This is a genomic window from Flavobacterium endoglycinae (assembly GCF_017352115.1).
Taxonomy (GTDB): Bacteria; Bacteroidota; Bacteroidia; order Flavobacteriales; family Flavobacteriaceae; genus Flavobacterium; species Flavobacterium endoglycinae.
This window is the reverse complement of sequence record NZ_CP071448.1, coordinates 2,753,127-2,774,497: the sequence shown is the minus strand read 5'-3', so window position 1 is coordinate 2,774,497 and position 21,371 is coordinate 2,753,127. Positions and strand designations below refer to the sequence as shown.

Annotated in this window: 12 protein-coding genes and 1 pseudogene; 2 read left to right on the top strand and 11 right to left on the bottom strand. The window is 33.5% G+C overall.

What is annotated here, in order from left to right:
- Positions 1-71 precede the first annotated feature (71 nt).
- The 11 genes and pseudogenes from atpD to J0383_RS12055 all read right to left on the bottom strand — a co-directional run bounded on the left by atpD (position 72) and on the right by J0383_RS12055 (position 19,874).
- Positions 72-1,583: a F0F1 ATP synthase subunit beta gene (gene atpD, locus J0383_RS12105; protein WP_207294306.1), complete on the bottom strand. Its 1,512-nt coding sequence runs from the start codon at positions 1,581-1,583 to the stop codon at positions 72-74.
- A gap of 236 nt (positions 1,584-1,819) precedes the next feature.
- Positions 1,820-3,364 (bottom strand): SGNH/GDSL hydrolase family protein, encoded by a 1,545-nt coding sequence (locus tag J0383_RS12100; protein ID WP_207294305.1) that lies wholly within the window; start codon positions 3,362-3,364, stop codon positions 1,820-1,822.
- Between the two features lie 74 nt (positions 3,365-3,438).
- The gene (locus J0383_RS12095; protein ID WP_207294304.1) at positions 3,439-6,249 is read right to left on the bottom strand and encodes a TonB-dependent receptor; all 2,811 of its coding nucleotides are present in this window, start codon (positions 6,247-6,249) and stop codon (positions 3,439-3,441) included.
- Positions 6,250-6,561: 312 nt separating this feature from the next.
- A complete protein-coding gene (locus tag J0383_RS12090) occupies positions 6,562-7,545 on the bottom strand; it encodes a hypothetical protein (protein ID WP_207294303.1) in 984 nt (327 codons plus the stop codon).
- Between the two features lie 154 nt (positions 7,546-7,699).
- Positions 7,700-7,906, bottom strand: a pseudogene (locus tag J0383_RS12085) (glutamine--fructose-6-phosphate transaminase (isomerizing)); the annotation flags it as partial.
- A gap of 204 nt (positions 7,907-8,110) precedes the next feature.
- Positions 8,111-8,554 carry a hypothetical protein gene (locus J0383_RS12080; RefSeq protein ID WP_207294302.1) on the bottom strand — a complete coding sequence of 148 codons (444 nt, stop codon included), beginning with the start codon at positions 8,552-8,554 and terminating at the stop codon, positions 8,111-8,113.
- A 6-nt stretch (positions 8,555-8,560) separates the two neighbouring features.
- The gene (locus tag J0383_RS12075) at positions 8,561-14,977 is read right to left on the bottom strand and encodes an RHS repeat-associated core domain-containing protein (RefSeq protein WP_207294301.1); all 6,417 of its coding nucleotides are present in this window, start codon (positions 14,975-14,977) and stop codon (positions 8,561-8,563) included.
- Positions 14,978-14,986: 9 nt separating this feature from the next.
- Positions 14,987-15,436 carry a T9SS type A sorting domain-containing protein gene (locus J0383_RS12070; RefSeq protein ID WP_207294300.1) on the bottom strand — a complete coding sequence of 150 codons (450 nt, stop codon included), beginning with the start codon at positions 15,434-15,436 and terminating at the stop codon, positions 14,987-14,989.
- Positions 15,437-15,577: 141 nt separating this feature from the next.
- Positions 15,578-17,425, bottom strand: coding sequence for a glutamine--fructose-6-phosphate transaminase (isomerizing) (gene glmS, locus J0383_RS12065; protein ID WP_207294299.1), 1,848 nt, complete (start codon positions 17,423-17,425; stop codon positions 15,578-15,580).
- Positions 17,426-17,435: 10 nt separating this feature from the next.
- Entirely contained in the window at positions 17,436-19,046 is a 1,611-nt protein-coding gene (locus J0383_RS12060; RefSeq protein ID WP_207298625.1) for a DUF4270 domain-containing protein, read from the bottom strand.
- A 21-nt stretch (positions 19,047-19,067) separates the two neighbouring features.
- Positions 19,068-19,874, bottom strand: coding sequence for a glycogen/starch synthase (locus tag J0383_RS12055; protein ID WP_207298624.1), 807 nt, complete (start codon positions 19,872-19,874; stop codon positions 19,068-19,070).
- 78 nt (positions 19,875-19,952) lie between these two features.
- Between J0383_RS12055 and panC the strand changes: the two genes are divergently transcribed.
- Positions 19,953-20,831, top strand: a complete 879-nt coding sequence (gene panC, locus J0383_RS12050; protein ID WP_207298623.1) for a pantoate--beta-alanine ligase — start codon at positions 19,953-19,955, stop codon at positions 20,829-20,831.
- A gap of 14 nt (positions 20,832-20,845) precedes the next feature.
- On the top strand, positions 20,846-21,196 hold the full coding sequence (gene panD, locus J0383_RS12045) for an aspartate 1-decarboxylase (RefSeq protein ID WP_008465481.1): 351 nt from the start codon (positions 20,846-20,848) through the stop codon (positions 21,194-21,196).
- Positions 21,197-21,371 lie beyond the last annotated feature (175 nt).

Genomic DNA, 21,371 nt, shown 5'->3' with positions numbered 1-21,371 from the left:
TTAATAGTTGATGGTTGATGGTTGATGGTTGCTTTCTAACAACTGACAACTAGCAACTAACAACCAAATTATTATGCTTCAGCTAACATTTTCTCTCCAGCTTCGATTGCATCTTGAATAGAACCTTTCAAGTTGAAAGCTGCTTCTGGAAGGTGATCTAACTCACCGTCGATAATCATGTTAAAACCTTTGATAGTATCTTTAATATCTACTAATACTCCCGGGATACCTGTAAATTGCTCTGCTACGTGGAATGGCTGAGACAAGAAACGTTGTACACGACGAGCTCTTGATACAGCTAATTTATCTTCTTCAGATAACTCTTCCATACCTAAGATCGCGATGATATCTTGAAGTTGTTTGTATTTTTGAAGAATTTCTTTTACTCTTTGCGCACAGTTGTAGTGCTCATCTCCTAAGATGTGTGGAGTTAAAATTCTTGAAGTAGAATCTAACGGGTCAACCGCAGGGTAGATACCTAACTCAGCAATTTTACGAGACAATACTGTTGTTGCATCTAAGTGCGCGAAAGTTGTAGCCGGCGCCGGGTCAGTTAAGTCATCCGCAGGAACGTAAACCGCTTGTACAGATGTAATAGATCCTTTGTTTGTAGATGTAATACGCTCTTGCATAGCACCCATTTCAGTTGCTAAAGTTGGCTGGTAACCTACTGCAGATGGCATACGACCTAAAAGTGCCGATACCTCAGAACCTGCTTGTGTAAAACGGAAGATGTTATCAACGAAAAATAATACGTCTTTACCTTGATCAGATCCAGCTCCATCACGGAAATACTCAGCGATAGATAATCCTGAAAGTGCCACACGTGCACGAGCTCCAGGTGGCTCATTCATTTGTCCGAAAACGAAAGTAGCTTTAGACTCTCTCATTCCTGGCATATCTACTTTAGATAAATCCCATCCTCCATTTTCCATAGAGTGCATGAAATCATCACCGTATTTAATAATTCCTGACTCCAACATCTCACGAAGCAAGTCATTTCCTTCACGTGTTCTTTCACCTACTCCAGCGAATACTGAAAGTCCACCGTGACCTTTTGCGATATTGTTGATCAACTCCTGAATCAATACAGTTTTACCTACACCAGCACCACCAAACAATCCAATTTTACCTCCTTTTGCATAAGGCTCGATCAAATCGATTACTTTGATACCTGTAAATAATACTTCAGATGAAGTTGATAAATCTTCAAATTTTGGAGCTTGTCTGTGGATTGGCAGACCGTTTTCTCCAGTTTTAGGCAAATTACCTAAACCATCAATGGCATCTCCAACAACATTAAATAATCTTCCATATACATCTGGACCGATTGGCATTTGGATTGGACTTCCTGTTCCAACTACTTCATATCCTCTAGACAAACCGTCTGTTGAGTCCATAGAGATTGTACGAACAGTGTTTTCTCCAATGTGAGATTGTACTTCTAGAACTAATAAAGTTCCGTCTTTTTTAGTGACTTCTAGTGAATCATAAATTTTTGGAAGTTCAACATCCTTACCGTTGAAAACTACGTCAACTACTGGTCCAATGATTTGAGCAACTTTTCCTATTACTTTTGACATTACTTATGTATTTATTAAATAGCTATTTAGGTTTATCGAAAATACCTCTTTTTTCAGAGCGCAAAGATAATTTTTTAAAATATAAAATCAATTTTTTTTTCATAAAAAATAGCACGATTTTGTTTGATTCATAAAACTGAGCCAAAAAATATAGAAAACAGCATTTTTCTTAAAAACAAAAAAAGCCTCAACATATTAAAATGTGAGACTTTTTTATATCTAAAATTTAAGTTTCTTTATGGAAGTGTTGCTGGATATTGAATTTGATAAGTCGCCAAATCAGCATGACGAAGTGTCGAACCATATTTTGCATTTATCGCATCAATAAAAATATTCGCAATTAAAGCATATCCTCTTGGACTAGGATGAACACCATCTAATGAAAAGGCACCACCAACCGCAAATGAAGAAGTCATAGTAAAGTTTCCAAATTTAACCCCTCCACTTGACAATTGTGTCATAGTAGCTCTTGTATCAACAAATGCTATACCTTTTTCTTCTGCTAAAGATTTGATTGTCACGTTATAAGCATCAGTAGCTTTTCTAATTTCTGCCGCTTCTGTTGGAATAATAACATGTTTGTCTTGTAATGGATATGAAATTCCAAAAACATTTAACGGAGCTGGCGGAGCAATCCCCAATCCTGAATCAGCAGCTGTTGGAGCAGCACCAATTGCAGATTGTGTTGTTAAAAGAATCAAATCGGTTGATTTTGCTTGTCTTGCCTGGCCGAAAACAGCACCGTAAAAAGCCGCAGTCTGAGCTCCCAATGATGGAGTTAATGCTGCGGTTATTTGAGCAGCAAGATTTGGAAGACTTTCATCTTTAATTAATAATGGATTTGCTGATGTTGTAGACAATAAATTGATTCGCTCACCAGCATTAAAGTTTGTCAAAACTTGTTTTAATGGTCCGTATAATTGGGCATTAAGCACAGCAAGATTGCTTCCCAGCAATTGAGGAGTAAGAGGATTATAAGGAACAGTAGTAAAATGAGGCAAAGTTGTAATATATGGCAAATTTGCCACAACTCCTTTGGCACCATTCGCCGTTAAAGCTGTCAATAAAGAAGAATATACACTTGCAAAAACAGTTGGATCCGTAATATCATTGCCTCCATAAGTCGCAGGATTCATATTACCCGTTTGATCTTTTCCTGTCCCTCCAGATAAAGCATAACTTAAGACATCATTTCCTCCAATAAACAAAGAAAAAAATGTAGGTGCTTGAACCAATGCATCTGCCAAAACAGTTGTGGATGGTGAGCTTGAAAATCTTGCAAAATAAGGATTCGCTGCACCTGTAGCTACACCTGCAACATTACCATATCCAGCTGCCACTAAATGGAAACTTTTTGCTCCAGGAACTCCAAGATTATTAAATGGTCCTGTAAGATGCGTAGTAACTTCTGTAGTTGGCGGACCAGGCACTGGAACTGCTGTTCTTTGTGCTGTGAAATATAAGCGTGTGCCGGCTATTACATTTCCACCTAAAAGAAGACCTCCTTTATTATCATTCATATAAGGTATTGTAAAAGCACCTCCACCCGCAGCAACAAATTGCTGCGCCAAAATATTAGGATATCCATTCTCCTGTCCTTTCTTAAAAAGTGCATTATCACTATATCCTGCAGCAAAAGAATCTCCAAGTGCTACATATTTTGTAAAAACCGCCGAACCTGGTGTTACAGGAACTTCTTCTGGAGTTTTATTATCATCATCACTATTACATGCCATAAAGGTTAAAGCAACCAAAAACAGCCATTTTATATTTTTTTTCATGTTATTACTTTTTAATTATTAGCTCTTTCTTTTTTAAAAGAAAGCAAATCCTTTTTTGATCAAATAGTTTCCAATTAAGGATTAATGATCCACGAAGCAAACCACATTTTACCAATTGCTCCCGCTCCAATTACCTGAAGATAATCTGATCCGAAAAGGTTTGTTGCTCCAACTTTAATAACTGATTTCAGTTTTGGAATTCCATAATTAACCTGAGCATCAAGAACTGTATTTTCAGGAATCATACCGTCTCCAAAAGAAGACTGCCATAAATATTCTGTATTCCATCTCACATTTACATTAAAGCCTAAGTTTTTAGTCAGCTTAGCATTTCCAAGAGAAGCTTTAATTCTATGTTTTGGAGTGTTAAATCCTGCCACGAAACTTGGATCATCTGATTGATCAAAATTAAACTGAGCGTAATTATAGTTTACTCCAAGCTCAAAGTCTTTATATACTTTTTTAGACAATCCAACTCCAAAACCCAATGATGTAATCTGAGCAGTAGTATTAGTATAAACTTGATACACTCTTCTGTCTCCAAAAGCTAAAGCCGCATAACTTAACTGAACAGAAGGATCTGCAGAATTAGTTCCTGCCGTTCCGTAGTAAGGAGAAATTACTCTTGAAGTATTCATGAAATCATTGTAGATATTATAATACCCATTAATATCAATTGACAAATCATTTTGAACCACCGTACGATATCCAGCTTCAAAAGCTTGAACTTCTTCTGGTTTCACTAATTGAACATTTGCCACTTTAAGATCTGCTGGATTTGCAGAAACCGCAAATGCTTGAACAGAAGCTAATGTATATGCATTTTCGTACGCATTACGACCAGACATTCCTATAGTCGCAGGCTGTCCCGCCAAAGCCTGACCTGAAGCACTCACATTAACTGTTTCTTGAAAACGATCTAAGTTATCAGCAGCTGATCCAATTAAGGCAAATGGTCCCAAATCTAAACCAATATATTGATCCTGTGTAGTAGGATTACGGAAACCCGTTTGATAGGAAACTCTGAAGTTGTGTCTTTTAGAAGCTCCTGCAGAATACACAAATGATACTCTAGGCGAAATATTTCCGTCGAAGTTTTGGCTTTTGTCATAACGTAAAGATCCTGTAAATTTCAATCTGTCGTCTAACCATTTTTTTTGTACTTGGGCATATGCACCGTATTCTTTATATTCGATTGGACCATCATAATCTGTAAAAATTGTTCCTTCAGAATCCATTACATATTTTCTCCACGATCCTCCAACTTGGATTTCAGCAAATTTGATAAGGTCTCTGAAATTATAATTTACATCTGAATGATATAATTTTGAATGATCTATAAATTTAGCTCCCTGAGTTAAATCGGCATTAGAAGTTACCGTTGCAAGCGCATTATTAAACTGTGCTGATCCCGGTTCAAATCTTGCTGATCTTGGAGCACTTGGATTAGCTGGATCAATATTCGGAACCAATGGCAAGTTTGGAGAAACATTGTAATCAGCAAAATTTCTAGCATAAACCGCAGCATCATTAGCATTAAGTCCTAACAAGGCAGAAGACAATTGAAACGCTGTTCCATAATCAGTAAACCAGTTTTTATCTGATTTAGCCAATCTGTTAATGTTCCAACCTGCAAATCTCATGTCATAAGAATCTCCCGCATCTTCACTTGTAAAATAAATTCTACCAAAAAAGTTTTTACCTTTTATTTCAAATTTACCTTGCTGCATCAAGAAGTCTTTCAACGCATATCTATTTGCTCCTTGATAAATAGTACTTCCCGTACCAATTTTATATTGTAAAATAATTTCTGTGTCATCAGCCCAAGGCTTAATATGAGCGCTAAAGTCAGCTTTCATACTTTTAACTTTATTATCAGTTAAATCTTGTTCACGATATCCAGTTCTACTTACTTGACCAACATTTGGGATAGAAGTAGTAACCTCATCACCGTAAATATTTAATCCATCATAATTTTGATTCATTGCATGTCCAACAGAACCACCAGTCATACTTCTTGTATCAGCAGCAATCCACTCTGATGCTTCCATATAAGTGAAGTTTGCTTTCATCGCAAAATGTCTGGTAAATGCTTTTGCAGCTCTGATTCCAAAATCATTGTAATCGTTTGTTCCTGCTGCTTTTTGAGTAGTCTGTCCGTATTTATAATACACACTAATACCCTCATTTGTGAACGGACTTTTACTATTCATAAACATAATACCGTTGAAAGCATTTGCTCCATAAAGAGCAGATGATGCTCCCGGCAAAAGCTCAACACTAGCCACATCGATATCAGAAATACCAATTAAGTTTCCTAATACAAAGTTCAAAGCTGGAGAAGAGTTATCCATACCATCTACTAATTGCATAAAACGCGTATTCGCAACTGTAGCAAAACCACGAGTGTTTATTGATTTAAAAGAAATACTGCTCGTATTGAAATTTACTTCTTTTAAGTTTTCTAAACCATCATAGAAAGTTGGAGCAGTGGTATTTTTTATTTCCTGAATCCCCATTCTCTCAATAGTAACCGGTGACTCAATTACCCTCTCAGGAGTTCTCGAAGCCGAAACTACGATTTCATCTAATTTAGTTTCTTCATCTTTCAAAACAACATCTATACTTTGGCTTAATGACGTAACATTTATAGTTTTCGCCTCAAAACCTACAGCCGATATTTTAATAGTAAACGGCGGTTTAGATGAAGTATTCAGTTTAAATGTACCATCAAAATCGGTAGAAGTTCCATTGGTACTTCCAACCACATTAATATTGGCACCAGGGACAGACTGTTTGTTACTATCGGTAACAGAACCTGTAATTGTATTCTGCGCAAAGGATATTCCGCTAAAAAACAACATAATTAGTAAATAGACTCTCATTAGGGTTAGTTTTTGGATTAGTTACTTGTTAGTTTATTATAGCCAAAATACAAATATTTTTAATATTATTAAAAAAAGGTTAAAAAAAACCAACATTCAACACATTTTTTAAAACAATCTTAACTATTTCGTAATTAAATTTCTTGTAATAAAATCAAAATATCAATGTTATATATTCAACAATACTATGCATACATATAATTTTCACTAATTTTATTACATATTTAATAAAAATACACCCTTTAGAAAAAAAAATTCGACAAATAAAAAAAGCGAGACCTAAATCTCGCTTTCTTAACATTCTTCATTTTTTTACTTTTTACTTGACTCCAAATTATTCAACCGATTTTTCAAGTTTAGTATTTCTTTATTTTGATCAATTACATATAAGGTCAATTCTTCAATCTTTTGTAAGAGCTTAGCGTTCATCTCTCCAAGATTAATCCCATTTTTCAACACCTCTTGTTCACTTGGAATATCTGCTAAGTGCCCTTTTTCTTGAATATGCTTCTCCACTTCTTGTAACGTAGGCAAATCATAATCCTTTTTAAAGACGAAGTCTGCCCAACCTGTAGCCAATACTTTCACTTCTCTTGAAGCGATTGAACCTTCAACAGCCAGCTTATGTGTACCTGTAGTAGTTGTTCCAATACCTAAACTTCCATTAGAATTAAGAGTCATTTTTCGTGCTCCGTATGAGTCCCATGCAAAAAGAGGTCTTGTTACTACAGATGTAGTACCCATTCTTGAATCAAACACCATAAGTGGGTTAGTACCATTATCATTACTAGCATCAATGCTTCCTGTTATATAAAGAACTGATCTATTATCGCTCATTTTATAGCCTTCAATAGTTGGAAGAAATTGATTCCCAGTATTTGTTCCGTTAGAAATTTTTAAATAATCCTGTGGAGCGTCGCTAACAGTTAATTTCATTAATGTTTCGGCACCTGTTACTGCAGTACTTTTAATTTCTAAATTAGCAGATGGTGTTATTGTTCCAATGCCAACATTTTTATCACTTCCTACTGTAAAAATCGGACTTCCCAAGCCATAGGCAACATCTAGATAAGCAAAACCAGAAATATCTCTAGCTTTAAAATTCCATGGCCCAGCGGTATGTCCATATGGCTGTAAAGATAACCGAACAATCTCTCCAGCCGTATTTGCAGCCGCTTCTTGTTTTCCTATTTTTAAACTGGTATCGAAATAAACATTCCCATTTGTAGGATAAGTATTTTGACAAAAAATACTCTTTACACTAAACATCATAATTATTACCGCAATCTTTTTCATTTATCTTTTAGTTATTTTTAAATTTTAAATACACTCTTTTTAACAAACAAAGATATTTTTTTTAATGAATTTATTATGAAAAATAATGGATTGTTAAAATAAAAAAAGCGAGACCTAAATCACCCTTTTTTAACATATATAGTTTATATAATTACTATTCTACGGTAACTGATTTTGCTAAGTTACGAGGCTGATCAACATTACATCCTCTCATAACTGCAATGTAGTACGAAAGCAATTGCAATGGTATTGTCGTAATAAGTGGTGACAATGCATCTAAAGTTTCTGGAATTTCGATTACGTAATCGGCTAATTCACGAACTTGAGTATCGCCTTTCGTAACAACAGCAATAATTTTCCCGATAGCGCGGATTTGCAACCCGTGCCCTATTGGAGAGCAAAGATAGTTTGCCTGTTCGCATTCTTTTTGTTGTCAATCTTTGGGCATGGATTGTAAATCCACGCTATCGGGTTTGTTAAAAAGATAACCATACTGTTTGTAGCTTGGTTACTGATTACGTTGTGTATATCTGGTCGCAGAAAACGATCTTATATTGAGAAACAATTACTCTGTTTTTACTTCAATGCCTTTTTTATTTAATTCAATTATCATTTTTTTAATTTCGTCATCATAAAATCCATCAACTAGACCTCCAATACTAATGATACTTTTTTCACATTCCTTTTTATAAATCCTAAATTTAAAATCTCTTGCTTTACCTTCAAACTCATTTTTGTAAGTAAAAATTAAATCATCATATTTATATACTTCAATTTGTTGTTTAAATATATATACATGAAAATTTAATTGAATAAAATCTTCATGTATATTAATTGAACTTAAGTTCTTCAAAACTAGAAAAATTAGATTCGGTAAAACAACAGTTAATATCCACATTATGAAAACATTTTCATATTGCAATTTGCCCAATAATCCTAAAATAATTATAAAAAAATGTAAGGCAAAAAATCTATAAAGCAAATATTTTTTATTTCTTTTAATTAACATAATCTACTATTTTTTCTTATTATCATAAAGTAAATAACCACTATTAATAGTACTTGTGGTACTATAGATTGAGATTCCATTATATAAAACATTTCTTCCATAGTATAGACCTCTTCCAGAATCTAATAGTCCTGAAGTATTTCCAAGAAAATAACGCGAATTTACACTTCCAGTAATCCATGCAGAAGTAAAATCTATCATAGTGGCGTATTTGCTACCTCTTTGACCTGCTATTAAACCGGGAACTGTTGAATAATTATGAAGAATCTCATTTGGTCTTTCATTAAAAGAATCTGCCATTTGAGTTATGCCAATTGAGGTCTGCCCAATTGTCAAACTTAATGCAAGTCCAGATCCTCCGCCAGTTTCTGGAATTGCAGCTACAGCACCAATTGTTCCAACAACTCCAAACGTTGTATTTAGCGCCCCATTTACGAATTTTGATTGTGATTCCATTAACTCCGATTGAAAAATTTCTCCTCTATCTAAAGTATGATGGCATATTACACACGGAATCGTATTGTTTTCTAAACCTCCCCCTTTTTTATTACTTTCAGTTATATCAATATAATCATCATTAGAAAAAGGCATATTTTGAGCAATACCATTCTGCTTATCTTTAGAATCTCCATAGCCAAAATCTGTCTTGAAAGATATATTAAAAAATACACCTGAATTTTTAGAAGCGGCGCCCCAATCTCCAGTTTGTTTAAACTCATTGTAAGTTGCTGCAAAATGTCCAACACCCGCCGCAATTAATCCAGCACCTACCACAGCACCTGTTCCTGCAGTAAATATAGTCAATGCTGTTCCGGCTATTATTTCAATACCCGCAAAAATATCATTAAAGCTTAGTTTAAATTTCTCCCCGCTATAATCTGTAAATTTTAGTGGGTTGTTCAAAACATATCCGTACCTATTATAATTTTGTGTATTAAATGGATCCTGCACAAAATTATCGGGCTGTAAAAAACGATGTAATTTAGGGTCATATAAACGTCCGTTCATATTTATAAGCCCAACACTCTGCAAGTGCTCGTGACCTGTATAACCACGGTCTAAAACTGTTAAACCTGTCAGTATATTTCCTGCGCCATCTTTTACACTTACAATAGCGCCCCAAGCATCAAATAATCGTTTTTCTAATACTGCGCCATTTGCATCAGCAATGGATAAAATACTGCCTTGATAATCTCTTTGCAGGTATAAATAACTTTTAGATGTTCCATTATGCTTTATGACAATTGGTGCAGTATATCCATCACCGCCAATATAAGTAACAAACTCAAAAACACCAGTTGCTATATTCTGCTTGATTTCCATTGTGCCATCGGCAGAATAATATTTATGTAATGGTCTTTGAACTTTATCGTCTTGCAAGCCACCATAAAACATAGCGGTTCTACCGTTTAGATCATTATAATTAAAACTTATTTTGTCTATTCCTTTTTCTTCAATTTGCACAGGGCATTTAAAAGCATTATATGAAATACTTTGTGTTGGTTTAGTTGTGTAATATGTCTCTGCCTCAATTGTGGGATTAATTGAGTTGTTTTGATAGGGTTTATCCTTTATTGTATAATTATAAGTCCCCATATTATTCTGGGTTATTCTTCCTAAATCATCATAAAGTTGTTTTTCTTGAACCCCCTTTACATTGGTAAATTCGGTTAAACGATCTTGAGTATCGTACTTAAAACTTTCGGTTTTGTTAAACAAACTATTTGTTCTACTTGTTAAATTGCCTAATTTTTCATCAAATACAAAATCCAATGTTAGGATATTTGTAGATCCAGATGTTTTGTTATACTTAAATTGCGAAGCTAGTCCGTAATTATCATATTTATTTGTAATTGTTGTAGGACCATTTTGTGCTGTGAGCAATTGCCCTCTTGCATTTACAGTATTAACCTGCCATAAAACGACGCTATTTGAATTGTCTAGTATTTGCCAGTGCGCACCATTTTTATAAACATTTTTTATTGTATTACTGTTTGATTTGCCTCCAGCAGAAGCTATTGAAGTTTCTGTTTCTACTCTTCCAAAAGCATCATAAGTGACTTCTTTGGTAAAAACGGCAAATGGAGTTGTTTCTATTGTTTTAGTAATTCTTTTATAATTATCATAAGTGTATTCGTTTATGATTGTATTGGTTCCATTACTTAAATCTTCGAACTTCGATTTTAAAAGCAATTTCGAATTAGAGTCGTATGTATACGTCGTTTTACAATTAGTATTTGTACCTAATATTGTTTTTTGAGTTAGTTTACCCGTTCCGTCAAGAGTATAACTTGTTATTCCATTTGGTGTAGTTTCTTTTATTATTTCTCCAAAACTGTTATAATCATATCTATAAATTCCCGCAGATGGGTCTTTTAATTCTACTTTTCTGCCCCAACCATCTTGTAACATAGTAGTTTTAGCACCATTATATTCAGACTCTTTCAAATTCCTGTTTGCAAAATAAATATATTTAATAGTGCCTCCTGGAGTATCTGTCATAGAAACTACATTGCCAATAGCATTTTTAATGGTAGATTTTGTTTTTGTACCATCGTCCACTTTTGTGGTTAGACCTGAATACGTTATACTGGTAGTTTTACCTGTAAAAGATATACTTTCACTATTTCTGCCATACTGATCAAATTTAACTTCATTCCATTGCGTCGGCGATGAACCAAAATAGGGCTCGCTTACTTTGTAATTTCTATCGTAAATATCATACAAATACGAGACATATGAAAATGTTCCATTAATATCTTTTGATCCAGATTTTATTTTTCTACCCAAGTCATCAAAAGTTTCTTCACTTGCACTTCCATCATCAGCACTTGTCGTAATAACGGTTCGTTCATTATTACGTGTATAAACATAACTTTGAATTTTTCCTAAATAATCTGTCGTTTTGGTTTTTCTAAACCAGGAATCGTAATCATATGTAGTTTTTAATCCAAACGGATTTGTATCAGACTTTACTAGTCCATTGCTCAAATTATAATCATAACTTGTAGACAATCCTTCTACATCAGTACTTTTAATCAAAAATCGACCAGAAGAATCATAATCATAACTAGTAACTCTAGACGTCAAACCTACTGCTGTAATAGTTTTTTTAACGACGTTACCATATGTGTCATATACATTATCTTCTGTAATATAATCTGTATTAGTCCCTTTCTTTTTAACTTGGGTTAACAAACTGTTTGAGAATGTGTATGATTCTTCCGTTGTCATTACATCTCCTGAAATCGTTATGCTCTGATTTTTGCCAGCTGGTCTTCCTACAACATAAGGAGTTGATGAAGAAGCAACATAACTCAAATTAGAAACTGTGGTTTGAATAGTAGATCCACCTTCTTTTAATAAGGTGACAGACTTTAAAGGATTATTATAATTATCATATTCTGTTGTCGTTTCGCTTCCTGTATTTTCTAAACCATTAAACTGTTTGGTTTTATTATTTTTAATTTTGAACACTTTATTAGACAGCAATTCGCTTTCATACGACAAAAGTGATTTTGTTATAAAATTTGTTGGTGTATTTGTTGAAGTTCCCATATTGGCATCTTCATTAATTTTTGCAGAAAAAGTACTTCCTGCTTTAATCCAAGTATTTGGTTTTAAAACTATACTTTGGGTAGCCAATAGGTTTTCTATCCCTGATACGTTATAATTATTGTCTTTTACAATGGTATTGGGAGTATTAATTGCATTTCGATTATATATAAGAGGCATATGCAATCCTAATACAGTGTAATTCTCTACATTAGCTCCTCTTAAATTAGTATCAAATTTAAAAATCGTTGATATTATTTGAGAATCATCTTGATGCCAATTGGTTTTTGAAGTGGAGCGAAAGCCAAGAAAACCAAGCCCCTCGGCATTTGAAACTGCACCTGAGTAAAAATAAAGTTGCTTTTTATCGACATCTTCACTCTGCTTCGCTAACATTGAAACGATTCTGAAACCTGGTGCAGTTATAACATCTATATTGGGGAAAGTTTCTACTAATGAAGTTGGTGTATAAACAGGCTCATAAGGATCTTGTTTTAACGGTTTGTAAGTGATTGTTTCCTTTACCTTATTTCCATTGGTAATTCCTTTTAACAAAACATCTTCCCTACTGTCTTTTGGACTTTTAAAAGATTTAATCATATTATCGTAAATCACACTGTATTCCAAATTCTGATTTATCTGATTATGATTTGTGAATATAGGAATAGAGTTTCTTCCTATTCCTGAAAATTCCTCAGGAGCATCAATAGGAGAAAACATGACTTCACTATCAGTTACTTTTATATTTTCAAACAAAATTAATTTTGTTACTATTGGAGATCCTGTTTTTCCAAAAAATCCATCTTGGGCAGTGGTTAAATTTTGCTGATATAAAATATCAGTTTTTCCATCTCCATTATAATCATTTGCAATATAGGTACTCTCTTTTAAACTATATGGATACCTTACAACACCATCATTCCCTTTAACTTCATAATAGTTTAAATTTCCATATTCATAAAGTATCCCTATAGAAGTATTAATTTTTTTAAATGATACACCTGTCGCAAGATAAAAATTCCAACTATCTTTATTTAATTCATTTGGAATTACAAAATCAATCTTTCCATCACCATTATAATCTCCTAATAAAATTGGTCTATCCAAAACAATACCTGTATCTGCTATTGTATTTTCGCTTAACAGAACTAGTTTGTTATCTTTATTAAAACCATAAACCTTTACAAAATTTGTATCTAACACGTAAATGTCAGATTTGCCATCACCATTAAAATCAGCTATAAAAATTTTCGTATTTGCCGTTCCATTTAATTTTATACTTCCAATATTATCTGCTTTATTATTGGCAATTCTTCTGTCCAGATCAAAAAAATACACAGTGCCGCCCTGATAAAGAGTTCTTTGGTATTCTGTTGTGCGATTTCCAAAATTACAGACCTTCATATCATAATAAAAGCTTCTTTCTATTGAAATAACATCTGTAAGACCATCGCCATTAAAATCGCCGCTATAATAGTCAACAGGAACGTTTTCTGTAATTACGCCTTTATAATCAGTAGGATTACAATAAGACCAGTTAGATTCTTTTGTTACAGTTTTACTAAAATCAAATTCCTTTTCATAATGTTTATAAGTAGGTGAAGTTGATCCTACACCATATAGAGAAAATGTGCATTTAGTATCGTTTTTCTTTACAATCATCCATCCTTGAGGTAACATTTTATTATCTTGACTTAAAAAAGAAGCAGGAAAAATATTTTCAAAAGAACCAACAACATCTTGTTTACCAGTATTAAGTGTTCCTGAAACAATATTCGAATATATTGTATACTTATCTCTTAGTCCAGCTGTCTTTGAATACAATAAAAAATCGGTCTTTCCATCATCATTAAAATCACCAGATATGTAGTCCGTGTTCAAATTATTTAATCCTGACCATCCCAATGTGGCAGAAATACTCGCTTTTAAAGGACTACTATTGACAGTATCATCATAGCTAAATATAGTTGGATTATAACTCTTGATATTATCTCCTGATTTTTCTGTAATACTTTTTAACATCTCATAATTTAAAGAAGTTTCTTCTTGCTTTAACACATAATTTCGAAAACCAGTTCCATTACCTATTATATTAATTTCCTTTAATATGGTGTTACTTTTAATACTGATTCCACCCACATAAGATTGTTCAATACGTTTTCGTGCATCATATTTAAATCTAATTAGATTTATAGGTGTTTCAGTTGCAATACTACCATATTTTATGGATGTTATATTTAATACATTATTAAATGTATTATCTGATGCAGAATAATCATAGCTTATTCTCACCTGTTGAGAATTCTCCCAATACGTAATTGCCCACTCTGTTACAGATCTAGAATCTGAAGAATTGCCATAATACGCTTTAGAACCGTCCGGATACTCAACCAAAAAATAAGCAGGACCGTAATTTGCTCCACTTGGATGAACACCAAAAGATGTTATTTTTATATTAGAAAAACTTTCAGTTTCATAAACTGTTCCATTAGCTCCGTAAACCCCGTTTGTTCCATTCTTAATTATTAAGCGCTGCCCATCTAAAGCAAAACGATCTAAAACATTAAAATCAACAGGATCAATAACTCCATCATGAAATTTAGTCGCTGGAATTCTTGAAATACTTGAAATACCAGAAATATTCCAGCCATAACCTGCAACACCATTCCCTCCCTGACTATTATATACTAAGTTTATTTGTGGTACTACTCCATTAATCCCTGGAGGAACTGCAATTGGAATTGTATAATTTGCTGCACCAGTTAACGAAACAGACAACTCTCCTTCAGTAACTCCTACTTCTGTAGATTGTCCCGAAACCCATAAACCAGCTAATAAAAATAAAAAGACAAAATAAAACTTCTTCATACTACCAACTTATTGTTTAATTATTTTAATAGACTTTTCTCCCCCGTCATTGTACGAAAGCATAACCAGATACATTCCAACTGCATAATTCTGAAAAGCAATATTGAGGTTATTAGTGCTTTGTGTTAGCTGAAATGAGCGTAATAATTGACCTGTTATAGTATAAATATGTATAGAAGACACATATCTATTATCAGTAAGTTCCCATTGTAAAAACAATTCTTCTCTTACAGGGTTTGGGTAGTATGAAATCACATCTTCTGGCGAAAACTTAAGTAAATCATCATCGGTTAATGCTTCGATTTCTTTAATTTCTTGTTTAGCAGTAAGCCCGCAACCAGATAGACATAACTCCCTTAGAATCTGATTTCCGGCAGCATCGTAATTAAATTTCAGCTTAGATTGTGACGAAACTGAAAAGCAAAAAAGGAATAAAACAATTGGTAGATATTTGCACATGAAATATAAAAATTTAAAATATTTCCTACAAACATATAAATATATACTATATCTTACAAATTTTATGTTAAACAAAATTATAGCAAAAAAAAAAGCGAGACCTAAATCTCGCTTTTTTAACATATATAGTTTATATAATTACTATTCTACGGTAACTGATTTTGCCAAGTTACGAGGCTGATCGACATTACATCCTCTCATAACTGCAATATAATATGAAAGCAATTGCAATGGGATTGTCGTAATAAGTGGTGACAATGCATCTGAAGTTTCTGGAATTTCGATTACATAATCCGCTAATTCACGAACTTGAATATCCCCTTTAGTAACAACAGCAATAATTTTTCCACTTCGCGACTTAATTTCCTGAATGTTACTTACGATTTTATCATAATGCCCTTGTTTCGGAGCAATTACAATAACTGGCATATGCTCATCAATTAAAGCAATTGGACCGTGTTTCATCTCAGCTGCCGGATATCCCTCTGCGTGAATATACGAGATCTCTTTTAATTTTAAAGCACCTTCTAAAGCAACTGGAAAATTATATCCTCTACCTAAATATAAACAGTTTGGCGCATCTTTAAATGCTGCTGCAATTTCTTTTGCTCTGTCATTTGTCCCTAAAGCCTCGCCTACTTTTTCTGGAATTAATTCTAATTCCTGTAAATAAGCATGGAAATCAGGATTTGATAACGTTCCTTTTGCTTTTCCTAATCGAAGCGCAATCATAGCCAAAACAGTAATCTGTGTGGTGAAAGCTTTAGTAGAAGCTACTCCAATTTCTGGACCTGCATGTGTATAAGCACCTGCATGGCTTTCTCTTGAAATAGATGAACCTACTACGTTGCAAACGCCAAAAACAAATGCGCCGTTTTCTTTTGCTAATTTAATCGCCGCCATAGTATCTGCCGTTTCCCCAGATTGAGAAATCGCAATAACTACATCATTTTTATTAATGATTGGGTTTCTGTATCTAAATTCAGAAGCATATTCTACTTCAACTGGAATACGCGTAAATTCTTCAAAAATATATTCAGCAACCAAACCTGCGTGCCATGAAGTACCACAAGCTACGATTAATATTCTTTGCGCATTTAAGAATTTTTCAAGATTATCTTCAACACCTGCCATTTGAACAATTCCTTCATTGGCATGAAGTCTTCCTCTGTAAGTATCTTTAATTACACTTGGCTGCTCATAGATTTCTTTAAGCATAAAGTGGTCATAACCTCCTTTTTCGATTTGCTCCAAATTCATTTGAAGTTCCTGGATATAAGGATCTACTAAAGAATCATCTTTAATTTTTCTAATTTTAAGCGGCTTGTGTAATCTGATATTTGCCATTTCACCATCTTCAAGATATACCGCATTCGAAGTATATTCGATAAATGGAGATGCATCAGAAGCAATGAAATATTCGCCTTCTCCTACTCCAATTGCTAATGGGCTTCCTAATCTTGCCGCTACAATTTCGTTTGGATTTTTTTTGTCGAATACCGCAATCGCATAAGCACCTACAACCTGATTTAAAGCAATCTGAACTGCTTTACCTAATTTAATATTTTCTTTCTTTTGAACTTCTTCTATTAAATTAACTAAAACCTCTGTATCAGTATCAGATTTAAAAGTGTAACCTCTTTTGATTAATTCTTCTTTAAGAGGTGCATAATTTTCGATAATTCCGTTGTGGATAATTACTAAGTCGCCAGAATTTGAAAGATGTGGATGGGAGTTCACATCATTTGGTACACCGTGCGTCGCCCAACGCGTATGTCCAATTCCAATATTGCCGCTTGTTGTTAAATTATCACTTGCTTTAGTTTCTAGATCAGAAACTTTTCCTTTTGTTTTACAGAGTTTAATACCTGTTTCGTCATACAACATAACGCCGGCACTATCATATCCTCTGTACTCAAGACGCTTTAATCCTTTTATTACAATAGGATAAGCATCTCGATGACCGATATACCCAACAATTCCACACATATATTTATTATTAATTTGGTTTCGTATAGTAAACCTCGAGTCTCAGTCTCTTATCGTAATTAGAGTCTCCAGCAGGAATGTTATTACCAAATAAAATGGTTCCCGACGGATTGACTACTGATGCTCTCGGTACTTCAGAAATGACATCATTTTTAAGCTTCAGCTTGTTTGAAGTTACAAGACTGATGTCATCCATAACAACCAATCCTAATTTTACATTAGTTGCCGTTGTTGTTTTTATTAGATTACGAATATGATTTGTAAGTCTGATTTTATAACTGGTTCCTCTTTTAGTCGTGGCATCAACATTTATAATACCTCCGTAGACTACTTTTGACATTCTTGAATCGGTAGTAATACTCGAGCTTCCATCTGAAGTATAATCTAAAATAGGAACATTATTAGTGAGGTCGTACAAATAAACCCTTTTTGGCTCTTTAGCCTTGATATTATCTGTACCAACAGCATTCATTTTAGTGGCATCTATATTAAAAACTAAATTAGCTTCGTTTACTTTCCAGCCATTATCTCTGATTTCTTTTAATTTAGAAGCAAAATCATTCAGCTCAATAACTGCAAGCGAACCTTGCCCTCCTTTTAAGTACAATCTTGAATCACCTGTTGTTTTATTTCTTGCTGTTAATGCATCTTGGTATTCCGTTTTTTTAACTTCCTGAAGAAGGTTAACATTGCTTCCCGTTAGATTAATTACAATTGAACGGTTTTCTTTAGTATCACCATCTGTCGTGATATCAGTTTTAGCTTTATAATTAATGGTAATTTTTCCTTTTGAAAAATCTAGCAAAGCCATATTTACAGGATCTGCTCCAGATTTTGCTACTTTAAAGTATAATCCTCTGAAATATTCCTGAAAAACATCGGCTGCAGAAAGTTTTGAAGCAGCGGCTTTTAAAATTTTATCTTGAAAAAATGCCTTATTCAAATTTAAACGCATTTCAGGAGCTGAATATGTATATGTATATTTTTTAGATGAATCATCATAAGTAGAATCCTTCTTTTGTGCTACATCAAAAAAGAATTTAGTGTTTTGTTTTACATCGGTAGAATCGTTTAGCTTTACCCCTAAATGACCTTCAAAATCCGGAGTTTGATCCGTATAATACATTTGTGTCAACTGACTTCCGTTATCATAATAAGAACTTCTCATTTGATAAGTAGACTCATAAATACTCAAATCAAGCCTTCCTTTATCTGCTGGAGTACCATAAATTGAATCTAATTGATAATTATATCCTCCTTTTTCATTCACAGATATAGTATGGCTGAAGTATGGAATACTTAAAATTACATTCTTAATTACAGGCTCTTCTCCAATTGAAGGAGCATAAGCAGAAAGTGTTACTTGTGTATTATAATTCGCTGTTGTGGTTCCAAAAACTGGATCTTCGTAAATTCCTAATTTATTTATAGTTAGAGAATTTGACTGAACTGGTGTTACCTCTTGATTATAGGCCACCACATCATACTTTTCAGACTCAAGACCAAAATGATCATCACCAATCAAATCATCACCAATCGCATTAAAATCTTTATCGCAAGAACAAAAAAGAACAACTGTTGCAGCAAATAGAATTTTCTTAAAAAAAGAAGTATTATACATATTTAATAATAAAGTTAAATTTTAAAGACCAAACGTTCTATAGAAATTTGTATACGCTTCAGCGAATGCATCTTTCGTGGCGAAAGGTAAAAAAGGTTTTCCTGAAGATTCTATAAATTTTGTTAAACTTGAAGAAACATTTGGTGAGGCAATTACTACACCATCAGAATGCAGGATACTCGCTTTTAAAATATTCTCATAATTTGGTACCTCGAGATCCGCCACAGATTCGTGCGGCACACCATCAAATTTAACTTTGTTGATCATCTCTAGATCTAAATTTTCATCAAAAGATTGACCATAAACTGAAGTAATGATTTTAGTATCATTAAATAATGCTTCGTTTTTGTAGTAATGCTTCATGTAAATTGGAAGCATAGCCGCAAGCCATCCGTGAACGTGAATAATATCCGGAACCCAGTTTAATTTTTTTACAGTTTCGACTACACCTTTTGCAAAAAAGATGGCGCGTTCGTCATTATCAGGATACAAGACACCTTCTTCATCAGCAAAAGTAGCTTTGCGTTTAAAATATTCATCGTTATCAATAAAGTAAACCTGAATTCTTTCTTTAGGAATTGAAGCTACTTTAATAATCAATGGCATATCTAAGTCATTCACTACCAAATTCATCCCTGAAAGTCTAATCACCTCATGCAATTGATGTCTTCTCTCGTTGATATTTCCATATCTTGGCATGAAAATTCTTATTTGTCCACCCTGATCATTAATCATTTTAGGAACGTCATAAGACATTAAAGAAACCTCATTTTCAGCCAAATATGGCACGACTTCAGATGATACGTACAATATCCTCTTATCTTTCATAATAGTATTTTACTTAATTTTTGGTAATAAAAACGTCGCAAAATTACAAAATTTTATGCAGTTTATAACTAATATATTATGTTTGCACTAAATTTTAATAATACCGCCATGCATATTTTCTACAGTAAAGCAGCGTTGATAGCGTATTTAAAAACTATCAAAACCGCAAATTCAACCATTGGATTTGTCCCAACCATGGGAGCTTTACACCAAGGGCACCTAGCTCTAATGCAGCGATCACTTAAAGAAAACGACGACACAGTTGTAAGTATATTCGTAAACCCAACACAGTTTAATAATCCTGAAGATTTAGAAAAATACCCTCGTACTCTTGAAGAAGATGTAAAGAAAATGAGAGGTTTAAGCGACAAAATGATTCTTTATGCTCCTACTGTCGATGACATTTATGAAGGACATACTGTTTCGCAGACATTTGATTTTGATGGTTTGGAAAATCAGATGGAAGGAAAATTTAGACCAGGACATTTTAATGGTGTGGGAACAATTGTAAAACGATTATTCGAAATCGTAACTCCGACCAATGCTTATTTTGGAGAAAAAGATTTCCAGCAACTTCAAATTGTTAAAAAACTAGTTGAGAAAAACAATCTTCCGGTACATATTGTAGGCTGTCCTATTTTTAGAGAAGATAATCAGCTGGCGATGAGTTCTCGAAACGAACGTTTGACTCCCGAAGAAAGAAAAGAAGCGTCGATCATTTATAAAACCCTGACCGAAGCCAAAGAAATATTCCAAAACAGTACACCTGAGGAAACCATCAAATTTGTAGAAAATGCTTTTAAAGACAACGAAACATTCGAACTTGAATATTTTGTAATTGCTGACGAATCTACATTATTACCTATCGATCATAAGATAAAAGACAAAAACTACCGCGCCTTTATAGCGGTATTTGTTAATTCTATAAGGTTAATAGACACCATTTCATTAAATTAAATTACCTTTGCTGCATGCAAATTCAAGTTATAAAATCAAAAATTCATCGAGTTAAAGTAACTGGAGCCGATTTGAACTATATTGGCAGTATTACTATTGATGAAACTCTGCTCGAAGCCTCAAACATTATTGAAGGCGAGAAAGTATCTATTGTTAACATTAATAATGGAGAGCGTTTTGAAACTTACGCTATTAAAGGCGAAAAAAACTCAGGCGAAATTACCCTTAACGGTCCGGCTGCCAGAAAAGTTCAAAAAGACGATATTATTATTATCATTTCATATGCTACTTTGGATTTTGAAGAAGCTAAAACCTTCAAACCATGGATCATATTTCCTAATGAAAACGATAATTCGTTAACATAACCTTTTTCTTTACTTTTATTCTTCATTTGTCAAAAAATATTTTTTGCACAAACAGATTTTCTTTTGCCATAATCGAAATAAATCTGCGTAAGAAATCATTGCTTTTTTTCATCCCCAAAATCTCAAAAAGCAAATAAAGTATTATATTGCCATACAATTTTCAATACTTTTTAAT